Source organism: Pseudomonas sp. So3.2b (assembly GCF_019464415.1).
GTDB classification, from domain to species: domain Bacteria; phylum Pseudomonadota; class Gammaproteobacteria; order Pseudomonadales; family Pseudomonadaceae; genus Aquipseudomonas; species Aquipseudomonas shahriarae.
Map to the genome: position 1 here is coordinate 1481261 of NZ_CP080494.1, position 14388 is coordinate 1495648.

Consider the following 14388-nt stretch of genomic DNA (forward strand, 5'->3'; position numbering starts at 1 on the left):
CGTATCGATGGTAGATCCGACGATCTACCTTAGGAGCACAGCATGACTAACAAAATCATCCTTGCACTCGAAGCAGAGCAGATGACCAAAGAGATCCCTACCTTTGCCCCGGGCGACACTATTGTCGTTCAGGTGAAAGTGAAGGAAGGCGACCGTTCGCGTCTGCAAGCGTTCGAAGGCGTCGTAATCGCCAAGCGTAACCGTGGTGTGAACAGTGCTTTCACTGTTCGTAAAATCTCCAACGGTGTTGGCGTAGAGCGTACTTTCCAGACCTACAGCCCGCAAATCGACAGCATGGCCGTTAAACGTCGCGGTGACGTACGTAAAGCCAAGCTGTACTACCTGCGTGACCTGTCCGGTAAAGCAGCTCGCATCAAGGAAAAACTGGCTTAAGTCCAGCTTCCCGATGCAGAAAAAAGCAGCCTACGGGCTGCTTTTTTGTGCCTGAAATTTGCCTCTTGCCCGGAACCCGTTCATGACCACCCGCCTCGAAGAAATCCAGCGCCGCACCGACCTGTCCGTGACCCATGTAACCAAAGCCGTATTCCCGCCGACCACCAACCACCACAACACGCTGTTTGGCGGTACTGCATTGGCCTGGATGGATGAAGTGTCGTTCATCACCGCCACGCGGTTTTGCCGTTTGCCGCTGGTGACGGTGTCTACCGACCGTATCGACTTCAATCACGCGATCCCGGCCGGTTCCATCGTCGAGCTGATTGGCCGCGTGATCAAAGTCGGTAACACCAGCCTCAAGGTGGAAGTGGAGGTGTTTGTCGAGAGCATGAGTGCCGATGGCCGCGAGAAGGCGATCCAGGGTGTGTTCAGCTTTGTCGCAATTGATGACGATAAGCGCCCGGTGCCAGTGCTGCCTGGGTTTGTAGACTGATCCGAGACCGCGTCGCCGCTATCGCAGGCCAGCCAGCTCCCACATTAGCCATGCATTTCCCTGGGGGCGCGGGCTTGCCTGCGATAGGATCTACCAGACACTAAAGTACTCAGCCTGAGCCCCCATGCCCGCCATTGACCATCCCCTGATCGACCGCTTCCTCGACGCCCTCTGGCTGGAAAAAGGCCTGTCGGACAACACGCGCCAGTCCTACCGCAGCGACCTGGCCCTGTTCAATGGCTGGTTGCTGGAGAGAAACCTCGAGCTGAGCCACGCCGGGCGTGAGTTGATCCTCGATCACCTGGCCTGGCGCCTTGAGCAGAACTACAAGCCGCGCTCCACTGCGCGATTCCTCTCGGGAGTGCGTGGGTTTTATCGCTATTTGCTGCGGGAAAAGCTGATTGCTGTCGACCCGACCCTGCAAGTCGATATGCCGCAACTCGGCAGGCCGTTGCCCAAGTCCCTGTCAGAAGCCGACGTCGAAGCCCTGCTGGCCGCGCCCGACCTGAGCGAAGCCATCGGTCAGCGCGACCGCGCGATGCTGGAAGTCTTGTATGCCTGCGGCCTGCGCGTCACCGAGCTGATCAGCCTGACCCTGGAGCAGGTCAATCTGCGCCAGGGTGTGTTGCGGGTGATGGGCAAGGGCAGCAAGGAGCGCCTGGTGCCCATGGGCGAAGAGGCAATCGTGTGGGTCGAGCGCTATATGCGCGATGCCCGCAGCGAGCTGCTCGGCGGGCGCCCCAGTGACGTGCTGTTCCCCAGCCTGCGCGGCGAGCAGATGACCCGCCAGACCTTCTGGCATCGCATCAAGCACCAGGCCAAGGTCGCCGGGATCGGTAAGTCGCTGTCCCCCCACACCCTGCGCCATGCATTTGCCACCCATCTGCTCAACCATGGCGCGGATTTGCGCGTGGTGCAGATGCTGCTGGGCCATAGCGACCTGTCCACCACGCAGATTTATACCCATGTGGCGCGGGCAAGGTTGCAGGACCTGCATGCCAAACATCACCCAAGGGGCTGACAGGCCCCAATTTGGCCGCCAGCGTCTGCCCTGGCGCCCAATTGTGGTAGGCTTTGCCGGTTTGCAAAGGGGACGGTCCCGAGCCGTGTTTCCAGATCGGCGTCCTGGCCTTCGTCCCTGCATCTGCCTTCAGGAGTTCCCATGCGCTTGACCCAGATTTTTGCCGCCGCAGCCATTGCGTTGGTTTCAACCTTTGCCGTCGCCGATGACGCCGCCGAGAAGACAATCCGTAAGAGTCTGGAAAGCCTCCAGCTCGAAACTCCGGTCGAAAGCATCAGCGCCAGCCCGATGGCCGGCCTGTATGAGGTCAAGCTCAAGGGCAGCCGCGTGCTGTATGCCAGCGCCGACGGTCAGTACATCGTCCAGGGCTACCTGTTCCAGTTGAAAGACGGCAAGCCGGTCAACCTCACCGAGAAGGCCGAGCGCGTTGGGATCTCCAAGCTGATCAACGGTATCCCGGTGGCCGAGACCGTGGTCTACCCCGCGATTGGCGAAACCAAGACCCACATCACCGTCTTCACCGACACCACTTGCCCGTACTGCCACAAGCTGCACGCCGAGATACCTGCGCTGAACAAGATGGGTGTCGAAGTGCGTTACGTAGCGTTCCCGCGCCAGGGCCTCGGTTCGCCGGGCGACGAGCAACTGCAAGCGGTATGGTGCGCAACCGACAAGAAAGCAGCCATGGACAAGATGGTCGATGGCAAAGAAATCAAGTCCGCCAAGTGTGCCAATCCGGTTTCCAAGCAGTACGCTCTGGGTCAGTCCATCGGGGTGAACGGTACGCCGGCCATCGTCTTGGCCGACGGCCAGGTGATTCCGGGCTACCAGCCTGCGCCACAAGTCGCCAAACTGGCACTGGGTGCCAAATAAACAGTATTGTCGAGCCTTTGACGATCAGGCCCGCCGACACGTCGACGGGTCGTTAACAGAGAGCCGCAGTTGTGCGGCTGTTTTTCACGGCCGACCTTGAGTCGGCCGTTTCATGGGGAGTTCTTCAGTGAAACCGGTCAAAGTAGGCATCTGTGGGTTAGGGACCGTCGGTGGCGGCACCTTGAACGTACTTCAGCGTAACGCTGAGGAGATTTCCCGCCGTGCAGGGCGCGGGATTGAAGTGGCACAAATTGCCATGCGTACGCCAAAGCCTCAGTACCAAACGACCGGTATTGCGATTACCAACGATGTCTTCGATGTGGCCACGAACCCTGAAATCGACATCGTCATCGAGTTGGTCGGCGGCTACACCGTCGCCCGTGAGTTGGTGCTCAAGGCCATCGAAAACGGCAAGCACGTGGTTACCGCCAACAAGGCGCTGATTGCCGTGCACGGCAACGAAATCTTCGCCAAGGCCCGCGAGAAGGGCGTGATCGTGGCGTTCGAAGCCGCCGTCGCTGGCGGTATCCCGGTGATCAAGGCGATCCGCGAAGGCCTGTCGGCCAACCGTATCAACTGGGTTGCGGGCATCATCAACGGCACCGGTAACTTCATCCTTACCGAAATGCGCGAGAAGGGCCGTACCTTCGAAGACGTGCTGGCCGAGGCCCAGGCCCTGGGTTACGCCGAAGCCGACCCGACGTTTGACGTAGAAGGTATCGACGCGGCGCACAAGCTGACCATCCTGGCGTCCATCGCCTTTGGTATCCCGCTGCAGTTCGACAAGGCCTATACCGAAGGCATAACCAAGCTGACCACCGCCGACGTGAACTACGCCGAAGCCCTGGGCTACCGCATCAAGCACCTGGGCGTGGCGCGCAGCACCGCTGCCGGTATCGAATTGCGCGTGCACCCGACCCTGATTCCGGCCGACCGCCTGATCGCCAACGTCAATGGCGTGATGAACGCGGTGATGGTCAATGGTGATGCGGCCGGTTCGACCCTGTTCTACGGCGCCGGTGCCGGCATGGAGCCGACGGCTTCGTCGGTGATCGCCGACCTGGTGGACGTGGTCCGCGCCATGACCAGCGACCCGGAAAACCGCGTGCCGCACCTGGCCTTCCAGCCGGATTCGCTGTCGGCCCACCCGATCCTGCCGATCGAAGCCTGCGAAAGCTCCTACTACCTGCGGATCCAGGCCAAGGACCACCCGGGCGTGTTGGCCCAGGTGGCCAGCATCCTCTCGGAGCGCGGCATCAACATTGAGTCGATCATGCAGAAGGAAGTCGAAGAACACGACGGCCTGGTGCCCATGATCCTGCTGACTCACCGTGTGCTGGAACAGCACATGAACGATGCCATTGCCGCGCTGGAAGCCCTGCAGGGCGTGGTCGGGCCGGTGGTGCGGATCCGCGTCGAACACCTGAACTAACGATAGGTTGCAGAGGCCCCGCAGGTTCGGCGGCCTCTGTTCAAGAATGTTGTAGAGGAGCCAGTCATGCGTTACATCAGCACCCGCGGCCAGGCACCGGCCCTGAATTTCGAAGACGTCCTGCTCGCAGGCCTCGCCACTGACGGTGGCCTGTACGTGCCGGAAAACCTGCCACGCTTCACCCAGGAAGAAATCGCCTCCTGGGCTGGCCTGCCGTACCACGAGCTGGCGTTCCGGGTCATGCGCCCGTTCGTTACCGGCAGCATCCCCGATGCCGATTTCAAGAAGATCCTCGAAGAAACCTACGGCGTGTTCTCGCACAACGCCATCGCCCCGCTGCGTCAGCTGAACGGCAACGAATGGGTGCTGGAGCTGTTCCACGGCCCGACCCTGGCGTTCAAGGATTTCGCCCTGCAACTGCTCGGTCGCCTGCTGGATTACGTGCTGGAGAAACGCGGCGAGCGCGTGGTGATCATCGGTGCCACCTCCGGTGATACCGGCTCGGCGGCCATCGAAGGCTGCAAGCACTGCGAAAACGTCGACATCTTCATCCTGCACCCGCACAACCGCGTATCGGAGGTGCAGCGCCGGCAGATGACGACCATCTTCGGCGAGAACATCCACAATATCGCGGTCGAAGGCAACTTCGACGACTGCCAGGAAATGGTCAAGGCCAGCTTTGCTGACCAGAGCTTCCTCAAAGGCACGCGTCTGGTTGCGGTGAACTCGATCAACTGGGCGCGGATCATGGCCCAGATCGTCTACTACTTCCACGCCTCGCTGCAGCTGGGCGGGCCGGCACGTTCGGTGTCGTTCTCGGTGCCGACCGGCAACTTTGGCGATATCTTCGCCGGTTACCTGGCACGCAACATGGGCCTGCCGATCAACCAGTTGATCGTCGCCACCAACCGCAACGACATCCTGCACCGCTTCATGAGCGGCAACCAGTACGTCAAGGAAACCCTGCACGCGACCCTGTCGCCGTCGATGGACATCATGGTCTCGTCGAACTTCGAACGCCTGCTGTTCGACATGCACGGTCGTAACGGCGCGGCCCTGGCCGGCCTGATGGACAGCTTCAAGCAGGGTGGTGGTTTCAGCGTCGATCAGGAGCGCTGGACCGAAACCCGCAAGCTGTTCGACTCCCTGGCCGTGGACGATGCCCAGACCTGCGAGACCATCGCTGAAGTCTATGCCCAGACCGGCGAGCTGCTGGACCCGCACACCGCCATTGGCGTCAAGGCCGCGCGCGAATGCCGGCGCAGCCTGGACATCCCGATGGTGATCCTCGGCACGGCCCACCCGGTGAAATTCCCTGAGGCGGTGCAGAAGGCCGGTGTCGGCAAGGCTCTGGAACTGCCGCCGCACCTGGCTGACCTGTTTGAGCGGGAAGAGCGTTGCACGGTATTGCCTAATGACCTGAAGGCTATTCAGGCGTTCGTCAGCCAGCATGGCAATCGTGGTAAGCCGCTCTGAGTTCTGAAAGGCTGCACGAATAAGGCAAACGGCGCTTGTCCAGAGATGGGGAAGCGCCGTTTTTCTTGGCGGGTATCGCACCCTGTTTTTGATCCGGGGCGCCCCGTTACCCCTGCAACGGATATGTCCACCGAACCAAAAATAACCCACAAGGAAACCCCTACGGTGCGGTTCACGACCCGATGGCACCTGTGCCTACTGAGCGCGCTGCTGCTCGGCCACCTGCCTGCAAGCCTGGCCGCCGTCAGCCTGCCGTTCAATCTGGTGCCGGCGTTTATCACCCTGGCGCCCATCCCCCTGGCACCCGCCGAGCGCCAGTGGCTGGCGCAACACCGAACCCTGAGGGTGGGGATTTCCATTGATGACTACCAACCCATCGACATCACCCGCGATCGCAATCGCTACCAGGGCATCAGTGCCGACTACTTGAGCCTGGTGGGGGCGCGACTCGGCGTGTCGATGCAGGTGATGGGCTTCGCCGAGCGGGCCCAGGCCGTGGAGGCGTTGCGCAGCGGGGCTATCGATATCCTCACCAGCGCCAACGGCTATGAACGTGACGTGCCCGGCCTGGCCTTTACGGCGGACTATATGCCCGACCGTTCGGTGGTGGTGACGCGCGGTGCCGACGCCACGCCAAACGACGCACTCCAGGACAAGAAGGTGGTGTTGCTCGATGGCTACGCCAACGTCAAGAACGTGCATGCCGCCTACCCGCAAAGCCACATCATGCTGGCGCCCAATCTCTATAGCGGCCTCGAAGCCCTGGAGCAGGGTGATGTGGATGCGTTTATCGGCAATGAAGTGATCGTGCGCGCCTACAAGTCCCTGCGTCCTTACCTGAGCATGCAGATCAAGGAGCAAAGCCGCCTGGCGCCGATTGGTTTTGCCTTCGCCACGCGCCAGGCCGATCCGTTGCTGGGCAAGATGATGGACCGGGCGTTGCAGAGCATTGATGACTCGGTGCGCCGTGAGATCCTGGCCCGTTGGACCACCGGGCTGGGGGTGGACGTCGTCGGTGAGCGTATTCCCCTGTCGGCCGCCGAGCAGGCCTGGGTGCTGCAGCATCCCCATGTGGTGGTGGCGTCCCAGCAATACTCGCCCTATGTGTTCAAAGACAAGGACGGGCGCTGGGTCGGGCTGAATGTCGATCTGCTCAATCGCCTGTCGCGCATGACCGGTTTGCAGTTCGTCATGGAGGAAGTGTTTTCCACCGCGCAGACCCTGGCTATCCTGGAAAAGGGCAGTGCGGATATGAGCACTACCCTGGTGGAAAGCACCGAACGCCGGCGGTTTCTGGATTTCAGCCACGGCTTTGGCGGTGCCGGCTGGGTGTTTGTCGAGCGTCTTGATACGCCACCGCTGACCAGCCTCAGCCAGCTTTCGGGCGAGGTGTTGGCGCTGCCGGCGCGGCATGTGCTCGAAGGCGACATCCGGCGTGAATACCCGCAGATCCGCCTGCGCTCGGTGGCCAACTACACCGAGGCCCGCGCTCTGGTAGCCCGGGGAGAAGCGGCTGCGACCATCCAGAGTGAAGTCGAGGTGCAGAGTTATCCGAACGATGAGTTGCGGGTCGGTCGCAGTGTCGATGGCAAGTGGTCCAGTGACAACCTGGCAGTGCGCAAGGACCATCCCGAGCTGCTGAGTATTTTGAACAAGGCCCTGGAAGCCTTGCCGGTAGCCGAACTGAGCGCGTTGCGCCTGCGCTGGATGGGCGCGGTGGCGGTCCCGGTGCCCGCCTGGCAGCGTGTGCCGCCATGGGCCTATTGGACGGTCGCCACGGCGTTGCTGTTTGTGCTGGTATCTCTGGTCTGGAACAGCCGGCTCAAGCGTCAGATTCGCCAGCGTGTGGAGGCCGAGCGACGGCTCAATGACCAACTGGCGTTCAAGCGCGCCCTGCTCGATGGCATGCCCAACCCGGTGTTTGTGCGTGACCTCGCTGGCCGTTTGGTCACCTGCAACAAAAGCTATGAACAGCAGTTGGCCACCCGGCTTGAACTGATCCAGGGCCTGACCCTGCCGGAGAGTGGAATTTTGCCGGCCGCCACCGCCTTGCGCCTGCATGTGGGGCACATGGAGCAACTGGAGACGCAGCAATCGTTGTTTATCGACCGCCAACTGGAGTTCAACGGCGGTATCGCCCATGTCTATCAATGGACCGTGCCGTTTTACGATGCCGAGGGCCAGTTGCGGGGTTTGCTCGGGGGCTGGGTCGATATCAACGAGCGCAAGGTCCTGGAAACCCAACTGATGGACGCGCGTCGCGCTGCCGATGAAGCGAACTACGCCAAGAGTGCCTTTGTGTCGAACCTCAGTCATGAGATTCGTACGCCGATGACGGCGATTATCGGCCTGCTGGAGCTGGAACAGGAGCGCGCCCTGGCCTCGGGCGCCCCTGTTTCCGAGGCGTTGCAGGTGGCCCATCGCTCGGCACGGGAGTTGATTGCCCTGATGGGAGATAGCCTTGATCTGGCGAAGATCGAAGCCGGCCATCTGCAATTGGCGCCACAGACCACTGACCTGAAAGGTTTCTTCGAAGGTATCCAGCGCCTGTTTGAAGCCACTGCGCAGAAAAAGGGCCTGCACCTGACCCTGGCGTTCGATCCCCAGGCCCAAGGCTTTTACTGGTTCGACCCGCTGCGCCTGCGCCAGGTCATGCATAACCTTTTGGGCAATGCGCTGAAGTTCACGCAAAGCGGAGATGTGCGTATGCGTGTCGCCTGCCAGGTGGATGGTGAGGGTCACGAATACTTGCACCTGTGCGTCGAAGATACTGGCCCCGGCATCAGCGTCGAACAGCAGGCACGAGTGTTCCGGCCGTTTATCCAGGGCAGCCCGCTGACGGCCGCCGAACATGGCGGCACCGGGCTGGGTTTGAGTATCTGCCAGCAACTGGTGGACCTGATGGGCGGGCAAATCACCCTGCGCAGCACCCTGGGCGAAGGCACCACCGTGTGTATCGACCTGCGCCTGGACCGGGTCGGCAGTGACGACCTGCCGGCGCCGGTGGCCGCCGCGCCGGTGCTGGCTGCGGGCCGGGTGCTGTCGGTGCTGATTGTCGACGACCTGCCGGCCAACCGCTTGGTGCTGGTCCAGCAGTTGCAATTCCTCGGGCACCAGGTGGTGGCCCTCAATAGTGCCGAGGCCGCATTGCAGCGTTGGCGCAGCGAGGCGTTCGACGTGCTGGTGACTGATTGTCATATGCCGGGCATGTCCGGTTATGCCCTGGCCGAGGCTATTCGCCAGATCGAAACCCAGGAGCAGCGCCCGCGCTGCGCGTTGATTGGCTGCACCGCTGCGGCCCAGGAGGACGAAAGCCAGCGCGACCAGCAGGCGGGTATGGATGTGCTGCTGGTCAAGCCGGTGACCCTGGAGCAGTGGGCGCGGGTGCTGGCCCGGGTCACGGCGGTGCCGGCCTTCGACCTGCAGGCCCTGCGCAAGATGACCCAGGCCGACGGGCCGATTCTGCAAAGCATGTTGCAGGAGTTGGCGAACAATTTGGAGCACGAGCACCATCTGTTGGGCAACGCCATGGCCGAGCACGACCTGGTGCAGGTGCGGGCCAGCCTGCATCGCCTCAAGGGCATTTGTTGCCTGGTGGATGCGCTGCCGCTGGCCAAGGCCTGCATCGCCCTTGAAAGCAGTGCGCGGGAACACCGCGACGCTGAGCTGCCAGTGCGCTGGCAAGCCTTGTCGCAGGCATTGCTGGCACTGCGAGAGGAGATTCAGCCTTATCTGGAGCAAGAATAGGACGCGTCCTATGTGGTCGCGTCCGGGTTTTGGCTAATGTGGGCCATCCTGCACGCAGCCCCAGAGTTTTCCATGCGCTCACTCAAAGTCCTGATTCTCGAAGATCACCCGTTCCAGCTGATGGCCCTGCACCAGATGCTCAACGCCAACGGCGTGTTCAACGTGCTTACGGCCGACAGCGTCGAGGTCGCCCGCCAGTCGCTGGCGAGCAAGGGGCCGGTGGATATCGCCATCTGCGATCTGTACCTGGAGCATGGCGACTCACTGGGGCTGATCCGCGAAATGGCTGAGCACAGCCAGGCCCAGGTCCTGGTCCTGTTGAGCGACGCCGAACCGGATGTACTGGAAGGCGTGGCGAGCATGGCGCGTCATGCGGGGTTGAACGTATTGGGGTGCATGCCCAAGCCGGCTTCCGCCACTTCCATCGGGCAGATGCTCGATGCCTGCCGGCAACGCTTGCGGCCGAGCCCGCAAGCGCTGTCCTGGGAGCGTGTGCACCAGATGCTGGGAGTGAGTGAATTCGCGACCGAGAAACTTTGCGCTGAGGTCGGCGAGGCCGCCTTTGAGCGTTACGCCCGTGTCTGCTACCAACCCATCGTCAGCCAGGCCGGTGATCTGCAAGGCGTGGAGGCGTTGGCGCGCTGGCAAGACCCGGAGCATGGCCAGTTGATGCCCAGCGAGTTTCTGCCGCTGCTGGAGTTGGCCGGCCTGGAGCAGGCCTTTACCTGGTACGTGCTGGACCAGGTGTTGCGCCTATGCGCCCAGGTGACCCGGGACACGGGCCTGGAACTGCCGGTGTCAGTCAACATTCCCGGGCGGTTGCTGGATCAGGAACACTTCGCGCTCACGCTGCAAGGCCTGCTGCAGCGCTTTGCCGTCCCGGCGCGCAACCTCACCCTGGAACTGGTGGAAACCTCGCGCCTGAAGACCGACAGCGCCCATGTCACCGGTTTGCTGCGCCTGCGGATGATCGGTTGCAAGTTGTCCATTGGCGATTTCGGCATCGGCGGTACCAGCCTGCAGCGGTTGCTGGAGCTGCCGTTCACCGAGCTGAAGATTCCCCCGGCGTTTGCCAGCGGGATGGCGGGTGACGAACGCAAGTGTGCGGTGGTCGCCGGGGCCATGAGCATGGCCCAGCACCTGGGGGTTGGCGTGGTCGTGACCGGAATTGAAACCCCCGCCGACCGTGACGCGGTGCGCGCGCTGGGGCCGGCCTGGCTGCAGGGTTGCCTGATCGCTCATCCGATGAGTGCCCAGGCGCTGCAACACTGGCTGGCGAAATCTACGGCGATTGCCTTGTAGGAGCCGGCAAGCCGGCCGCTGCACAAACCTAGGCCAACCCGTGTTCCTGCACATAGATGAACAACGCGGCATCGCTGATCAACCCCAGCTTGCGCATGGCACTGACTTTCTGCGCGCTGACGGTCTGCTTGCTGCGATTGAGGTGCGCGGCAATCTCGCCCACCGTCTTGCCACCTGCCAGCAGGCGGATCACCTCCAGTTCCCGGGGTGACAACTGGTGCTGCGAGTGCAGGCGATCAGCCCCCACTGCACCGGCTAGGGCGAGCGCCTGTTCAATGGTGCGGGCCACATAGGGCCGCTGCTGGCGCACCTTGTCGATGGCTTCGGGCAACTCGTCGGCCAGGCTGGCCTTGCTCAACAGACCCATGACCCCCAGTTCCAGGATCGAGTGGAACAGGCCGGCGTTGTTGAGCATGGTCACCACCACAATCGGCAGGTCCGGGTAATGCCGGCGCAGGTGTTCGATCAGGCGCAGGCCGTCGGCCTGGGGTTCGGCGGGCATCATGAAATCGGTGACCAGTACATCGCAGGGGCAGCGTTGCAGCAGGGCGGCCAGGGCCTGGGGCGAGGTGGCCTCACCGACGATGCGCACCTGCTCGTCGCGCTCCAGCACTGCCCGCAAACCGATCAGGAAAATCGGATGATCGTCGGCGATGACAATACGCAAGGGCTGTTCAGACGCGTCTCTCACGGCGGACTCCGGCAATAATCAGGGGATTCTAGCCTGTCGGCGGCTGTTTTCTCTCTGTCATATTGGCCATGCATGCTCGATAAGCTCAGCTCAAAGGCGAACTTTGTGCTTTTGGCGTAGGTCACTTATCTGTAGGCGCGAGCTTGCTCGCGAAAAACGTCAACGATAATGTAGGGCATCCTGAACGAACGCGGCGCTCTCAGGTTTTTCGCGAGCATGCTCGCGCCTACACTGGTTATTTATTTTTCTCATGATTGAGTGGTGATCGAGATGGAAAGTATCAGCCTATTGCTCGGTGAAGCGCTGAGCCCTTATCAGGTCACGCTGACTACCTCGGGTGTACACGGCGAGAGCCTGGTGACAGTGAAGAGCCCCACGGGCGCAATCGTGGTCGAACGCGAAGTGGATCGTGCGCAATTGACCGACAAGCGCGCCTTGGTGGACGTGGTGGACTGCCTGCTCCGCGACCTGAAAATCGCCGAAGGGCGCCTGGAACCTTCGGTAATCGCGGCCTTGCGCAATGCCGCCCAGACGCGCATCAGCGTCCAGGCGTGAAGAAATTTTTATCTTCGGAACCTTCCTACAGGAAGGCCAGTCAGACCATGTAACAGCAGGATCAAGCATTGTGCTCCGGTGCTTGTAGCTTGTTGTACTGGTCTTTGTAGGCCACGTTTAACCCCGAGTTGTCTCCCCACTGCTCGGGGTTTCTTTTTGCCCGGGATTTATCAGGGCAGCGGCGTTTCGCTGAAAAACCTCGGGTTGTCCTTGAGGTACCGCTCGCGCATCAGCGGGTCCAGCCCGTTGGCGTAGGTCTGGCGCAACGTCTCCTGGGGAATATTCTGCAACTCGCGATTGATATGGCTAATGGCCTCGCGCCCCATCGGGGTGTCCGAGCAACCGATATGAATCCGCTGATAGCGCGCCGTGCCCTTGATCGGATAGAACACCAGGTCTTGCGGATCAATACCCTGTTGCGCTGCCTGGTATCGGATTTCCGTCCAGTAGCCCAACACGGCTTCCAGCCGCCCCAGACGCTGCATCTGCAGCAAGCTGCCCAGTGCATCGTTACCGTAATGGGGGGTCAGCTTGAGCGGATCGGCGTGATTCAACTGTTCGTCCACCCCAGGTCCGTAGCTACGCTCGGCGACGATTCCAAGACGCATCTGCTGCACATCGAGGAACCTCACCAGATCGAACTGGCCATCCACCACATAGCTTGCCAGGGCGTCCTGCTGGTTGCGGCGAATCGCAATGCCATTGCTCAGTACGGCGAACGCCGGTGCGGAAAACACAATGTTCCTGGCCCGCACGGGGGTCCATACCAACGATGGATCGCAGGTGAAGGAGGGCGTGTTGAGCATTTGCAGGCCTCGGGCGCGATTGACGTGCAGGATCTGGTGGCGATACTGCGGCAGGCGCTCGATCAACAGCGGCAGCAGTTTATCGACGCTGCCCTGGCCCTTTTGCGGGCCATCGAAAATGGTCATCGGTGGCAGGTCACGCACCAGCCAGGTCAGGGTGTCCTGTGCCTGGCTCGAGAGCGGCAGCATCCCCAGCAGCGGGGCGATGAGCCATAGGCGCCGCAACGCCCTGATAAAACGGCCGGCCATTATCTTGAGAGTGCTCCACGGGGCATCAGATCGCGCCATCCTTACGCAAACGGGCCACGGCGTCGCTGTCGTAGCCCAGGGATTGCAGAACCACGGCATTGTGTTCGCCCAGCTCTGGCCCGACCCACTCGCAACTGCCTGGGGTGTCCGAGAGCTTGGGCACGATGCCGGGCATCTTGAAATCCTTGCCGTCGGGCAACTGGGCCTTGAGGAACATTTCCCGGGCGAGGTATTGCGGGTCGCCCAGCATATCTTCGGCGCTGTAAATCCGGCTGGCAGGCACTTCGGCCTGGTTCAGCTGCTCCACCACCTGGGCCAGTGGCAAGCTGTTGACCCAGCGGTCGATTACGCCGTACAGCTCGTCGCGCCGGCTATCGCGGCCATCATTGCTGGCCAGTTGTGGGTCATTGGCCAGGTCTTCACGGCCAATGGTCAGCATGAAGCGCTTGAAGATTGCATCGCCATTGGCGCCAATCTGCACATGCTTGCCATCGGCGGTGGTATGGATTGATGACGGGGTAATGCCCGGCATGATGTTGCCGGTGCGCTCGCGGATAAACCCGAACACATCGAACTCGGGGATCATGCTTTCCATCATCGCGAAGATCGCTTCATACAGCGCCACATCCACCACTTGACCGAGGCCGCCGTTGACCTCGCGATGGCGCAGGGCCATGAGCGCGCCAATCACCGCCCACAGCGCGGCGATGGAGTCGCCGATGGAAATCCCGGTGCGCACCGGCGGGCGGTCTTCGAAGCCGGTGATGTAGCGCAGGCCACCCATGGATTCACCGACCGCGCCGAAGCCCGGTTGATCCTTCATCGGCCCGGTCTGGCCAAAGCCCGAGAGCCGTACCATTACCAGCTTGGGGTTGAGGGCGTGCAGGGTGTCCCAGCTCAGGCCGAGTTTTTCCAGGACGCCGGGGCGGAAATTCTCGATCAGGATGTCGGCGTCTGCCAGCAACTGCTTGAGGATCGCCAGCCCCTCGGGATGCTTGAGGTTGAGGGTCAGGGACTGTTTATTGCGTGCCTGGACAAACCACCACAGCGACGTGCCTTCATACAGCTTGCGCCATTTGCGCAGCGGGTCGCCGCCGTCGGGGGATTCGACCTTGATCACTTGGGCACCGAACTCGGCGCAGATGCGCGAGGCGAACGGACCGGCGATCAGGGTGCCCAGTTCGATGACTTTCAGGCCGGCGAGCGGTTTGGCGGTAAACGACATGAGGATCCTTACTAACGCAGGAAGGTATGTATTGCCTTTTAACATAGGCGAGTGCTGCAGGGATAAGGATGATGCAGCGCAGGATTCGTTGAATGACCCCGCCATCGGTTAGACTGGCCGCC

12 protein-coding genes are annotated in these 14388 nt (G+C 61.7%); 9 read left to right on the forward strand and 3 right to left on the reverse strand.

What is annotated here, in order from left to right:
* Positions 1 to 42: 42 nt before the first annotated feature.
* The 8 genes from rplS (at position 43) to K1X80_RS06575 (ending at position 10740) form a co-directional block, all read left to right on the forward strand.
* On the forward strand, positions 43 to 393 hold the full coding sequence (gene rplS, locus K1X80_RS06540) for a 50S ribosomal protein L19 (RefSeq protein WP_003175895.1): 351 nt from the start codon (positions 43 to 45) through the stop codon (positions 391 to 393).
* 82 nt (positions 394 to 475) lie between these two features.
* A complete protein-coding gene (locus tag K1X80_RS06545; protein WP_057437995.1) occupies positions 476 to 889 on the forward strand; it encodes an acyl-CoA thioesterase in 414 nt (137 codons plus the stop codon).
* Positions 890 to 1013: 124 nt separating this feature from the next.
* Positions 1014 to 1910 (forward strand): site-specific tyrosine recombinase XerD, encoded by an 897-nt coding sequence (gene xerD / locus K1X80_RS06550; protein WP_057437997.1) that lies wholly within the window; start codon positions 1014 to 1016, stop codon positions 1908 to 1910.
* 141 nt (positions 1911 to 2051) lie between these two features.
* Positions 2052 to 2783 carry a thioredoxin fold domain-containing protein gene (locus K1X80_RS06555; RefSeq protein WP_057437999.1) on the forward strand — a complete coding sequence of 244 codons (732 nt, stop codon included), beginning with the start codon at positions 2052 to 2054 and terminating at the stop codon, positions 2781 to 2783.
* Positions 2784 to 2910: 127 nt separating this feature from the next.
* Complete coding sequence (locus K1X80_RS06560) at positions 2911 to 4215, forward strand: homoserine dehydrogenase (protein ID WP_029296281.1); 1305 nt, start codon at positions 2911 to 2913, stop codon at positions 4213 to 4215.
* A 66-nt stretch (positions 4216 to 4281) separates the two neighbouring features.
* Positions 4282 to 5691, forward strand: coding sequence for a threonine synthase (thrC, locus tag K1X80_RS06565; protein ID WP_057959549.1), 1410 nt, complete (start codon positions 4282 to 4284; stop codon positions 5689 to 5691).
* A gap of 123 nt (positions 5692 to 5814) precedes the next feature.
* Positions 5815 to 9438 carry an ATP-binding protein gene (locus K1X80_RS06570; RefSeq protein WP_220172743.1) on the forward strand — a complete coding sequence of 1208 codons (3624 nt, stop codon included), beginning with the start codon at positions 5815 to 5817 and terminating at the stop codon, positions 9436 to 9438.
* A 72-nt stretch (positions 9439 to 9510) separates the two neighbouring features.
* Positions 9511 to 10740, forward strand: a complete 1230-nt coding sequence (locus K1X80_RS06575) for an EAL domain-containing protein (protein ID WP_128593887.1) — start codon at positions 9511 to 9513, stop codon at positions 10738 to 10740.
* A gap of 28 nt (positions 10741 to 10768) precedes the next feature.
* On the opposite strand, the gene K1X80_RS06580 is transcribed toward K1X80_RS06575, so the two are convergent.
* Positions 10769 to 11431 carry a response regulator transcription factor gene (locus K1X80_RS06580; RefSeq protein ID WP_057959551.1) on the reverse strand — a complete coding sequence of 221 codons (663 nt, stop codon included), beginning with the start codon at positions 11429 to 11431 and terminating at the stop codon, positions 10769 to 10771.
* Positions 11432 to 11701: 270 nt separating this feature from the next.
* Here K1X80_RS06580 and K1X80_RS06585 point away from each other — a divergent pair, with 270 nt between their 5' ends.
* Positions 11702 to 11986: a DUF3509 domain-containing protein gene (locus K1X80_RS06585; protein WP_057438042.1), complete on the forward strand. Its 285-nt coding sequence runs from the start codon at positions 11702 to 11704 to the stop codon at positions 11984 to 11986.
* A gap of 170 nt (positions 11987 to 12156) precedes the next feature.
* Here the strand turns inward: K1X80_RS06585 and K1X80_RS06590 are convergent, their stop codons facing one another.
* Positions 12157 to 13041: a TIGR02285 family protein gene (locus K1X80_RS06590; RefSeq protein WP_057959552.1), complete on the reverse strand. Its 885-nt coding sequence runs from the start codon at positions 13039 to 13041 to the stop codon at positions 12157 to 12159.
* Positions 13042 to 13066: 25 nt separating this feature from the next.
* Entirely contained in the window at positions 13067 to 14266 is a 1200-nt protein-coding gene (locus K1X80_RS06595; protein ID WP_057444507.1) for a CaiB/BaiF CoA-transferase family protein, read from the reverse strand.
* Between the last annotated feature and the right edge of the window lie 122 nt (positions 14267 to 14388).

What these genes read in the sequence shown, in the direction of transcription:
- thrC (WP_057959549.1), top strand. Translation starts at nt 4,282, where the DNA reads ATGCGTTACATCAGCACCCGCGGCCAGGCACCGGCCCTGAATTTCGAA.
- rplS (WP_003175895.1), top strand. Translation starts at nt 43, where the DNA reads ATGACTAACAAAATCATCCTTGCACTCGAAGCAGAGCAGATGACCAAA.
- K1X80_RS06590 (WP_057959552.1), bottom strand. Translation starts at nt 13,041, where the DNA reads ATGGCCGGCCGTTTTATCAGGGCGTTGCGGCGCCTATGGCTCATCGCC.
- K1X80_RS06575 (WP_128593887.1), top strand. Translation starts at nt 9,511, where the DNA reads ATGCGCTCACTCAAAGTCCTGATTCTCGAAGATCACCCGTTCCAGCTG.
- K1X80_RS06545 (WP_057437995.1), top strand. Translation starts at nt 476, where the DNA reads ATGACCACCCGCCTCGAAGAAATCCAGCGCCGCACCGACCTGTCCGTG.
- K1X80_RS06570 (WP_220172743.1), top strand. Translation starts at nt 5,815, where the DNA reads ATGTCCACCGAACCAAAAATAACCCACAAGGAAACCCCTACGGTGCGG.
- K1X80_RS06585 (WP_057438042.1), top strand. Translation starts at nt 11,702, where the DNA reads ATGGAAAGTATCAGCCTATTGCTCGGTGAAGCGCTGAGCCCTTATCAG.
- K1X80_RS06595 (WP_057444507.1), bottom strand. Translation starts at nt 14,266, where the DNA reads ATGTCGTTTACCGCCAAACCGCTCGCCGGCCTGAAAGTCATCGAACTG.
- xerD (WP_057437997.1), top strand. Translation starts at nt 1,014, where the DNA reads ATGCCCGCCATTGACCATCCCCTGATCGACCGCTTCCTCGACGCCCTC.
- K1X80_RS06555 (WP_057437999.1), top strand. Translation starts at nt 2,052, where the DNA reads ATGCGCTTGACCCAGATTTTTGCCGCCGCAGCCATTGCGTTGGTTTCA.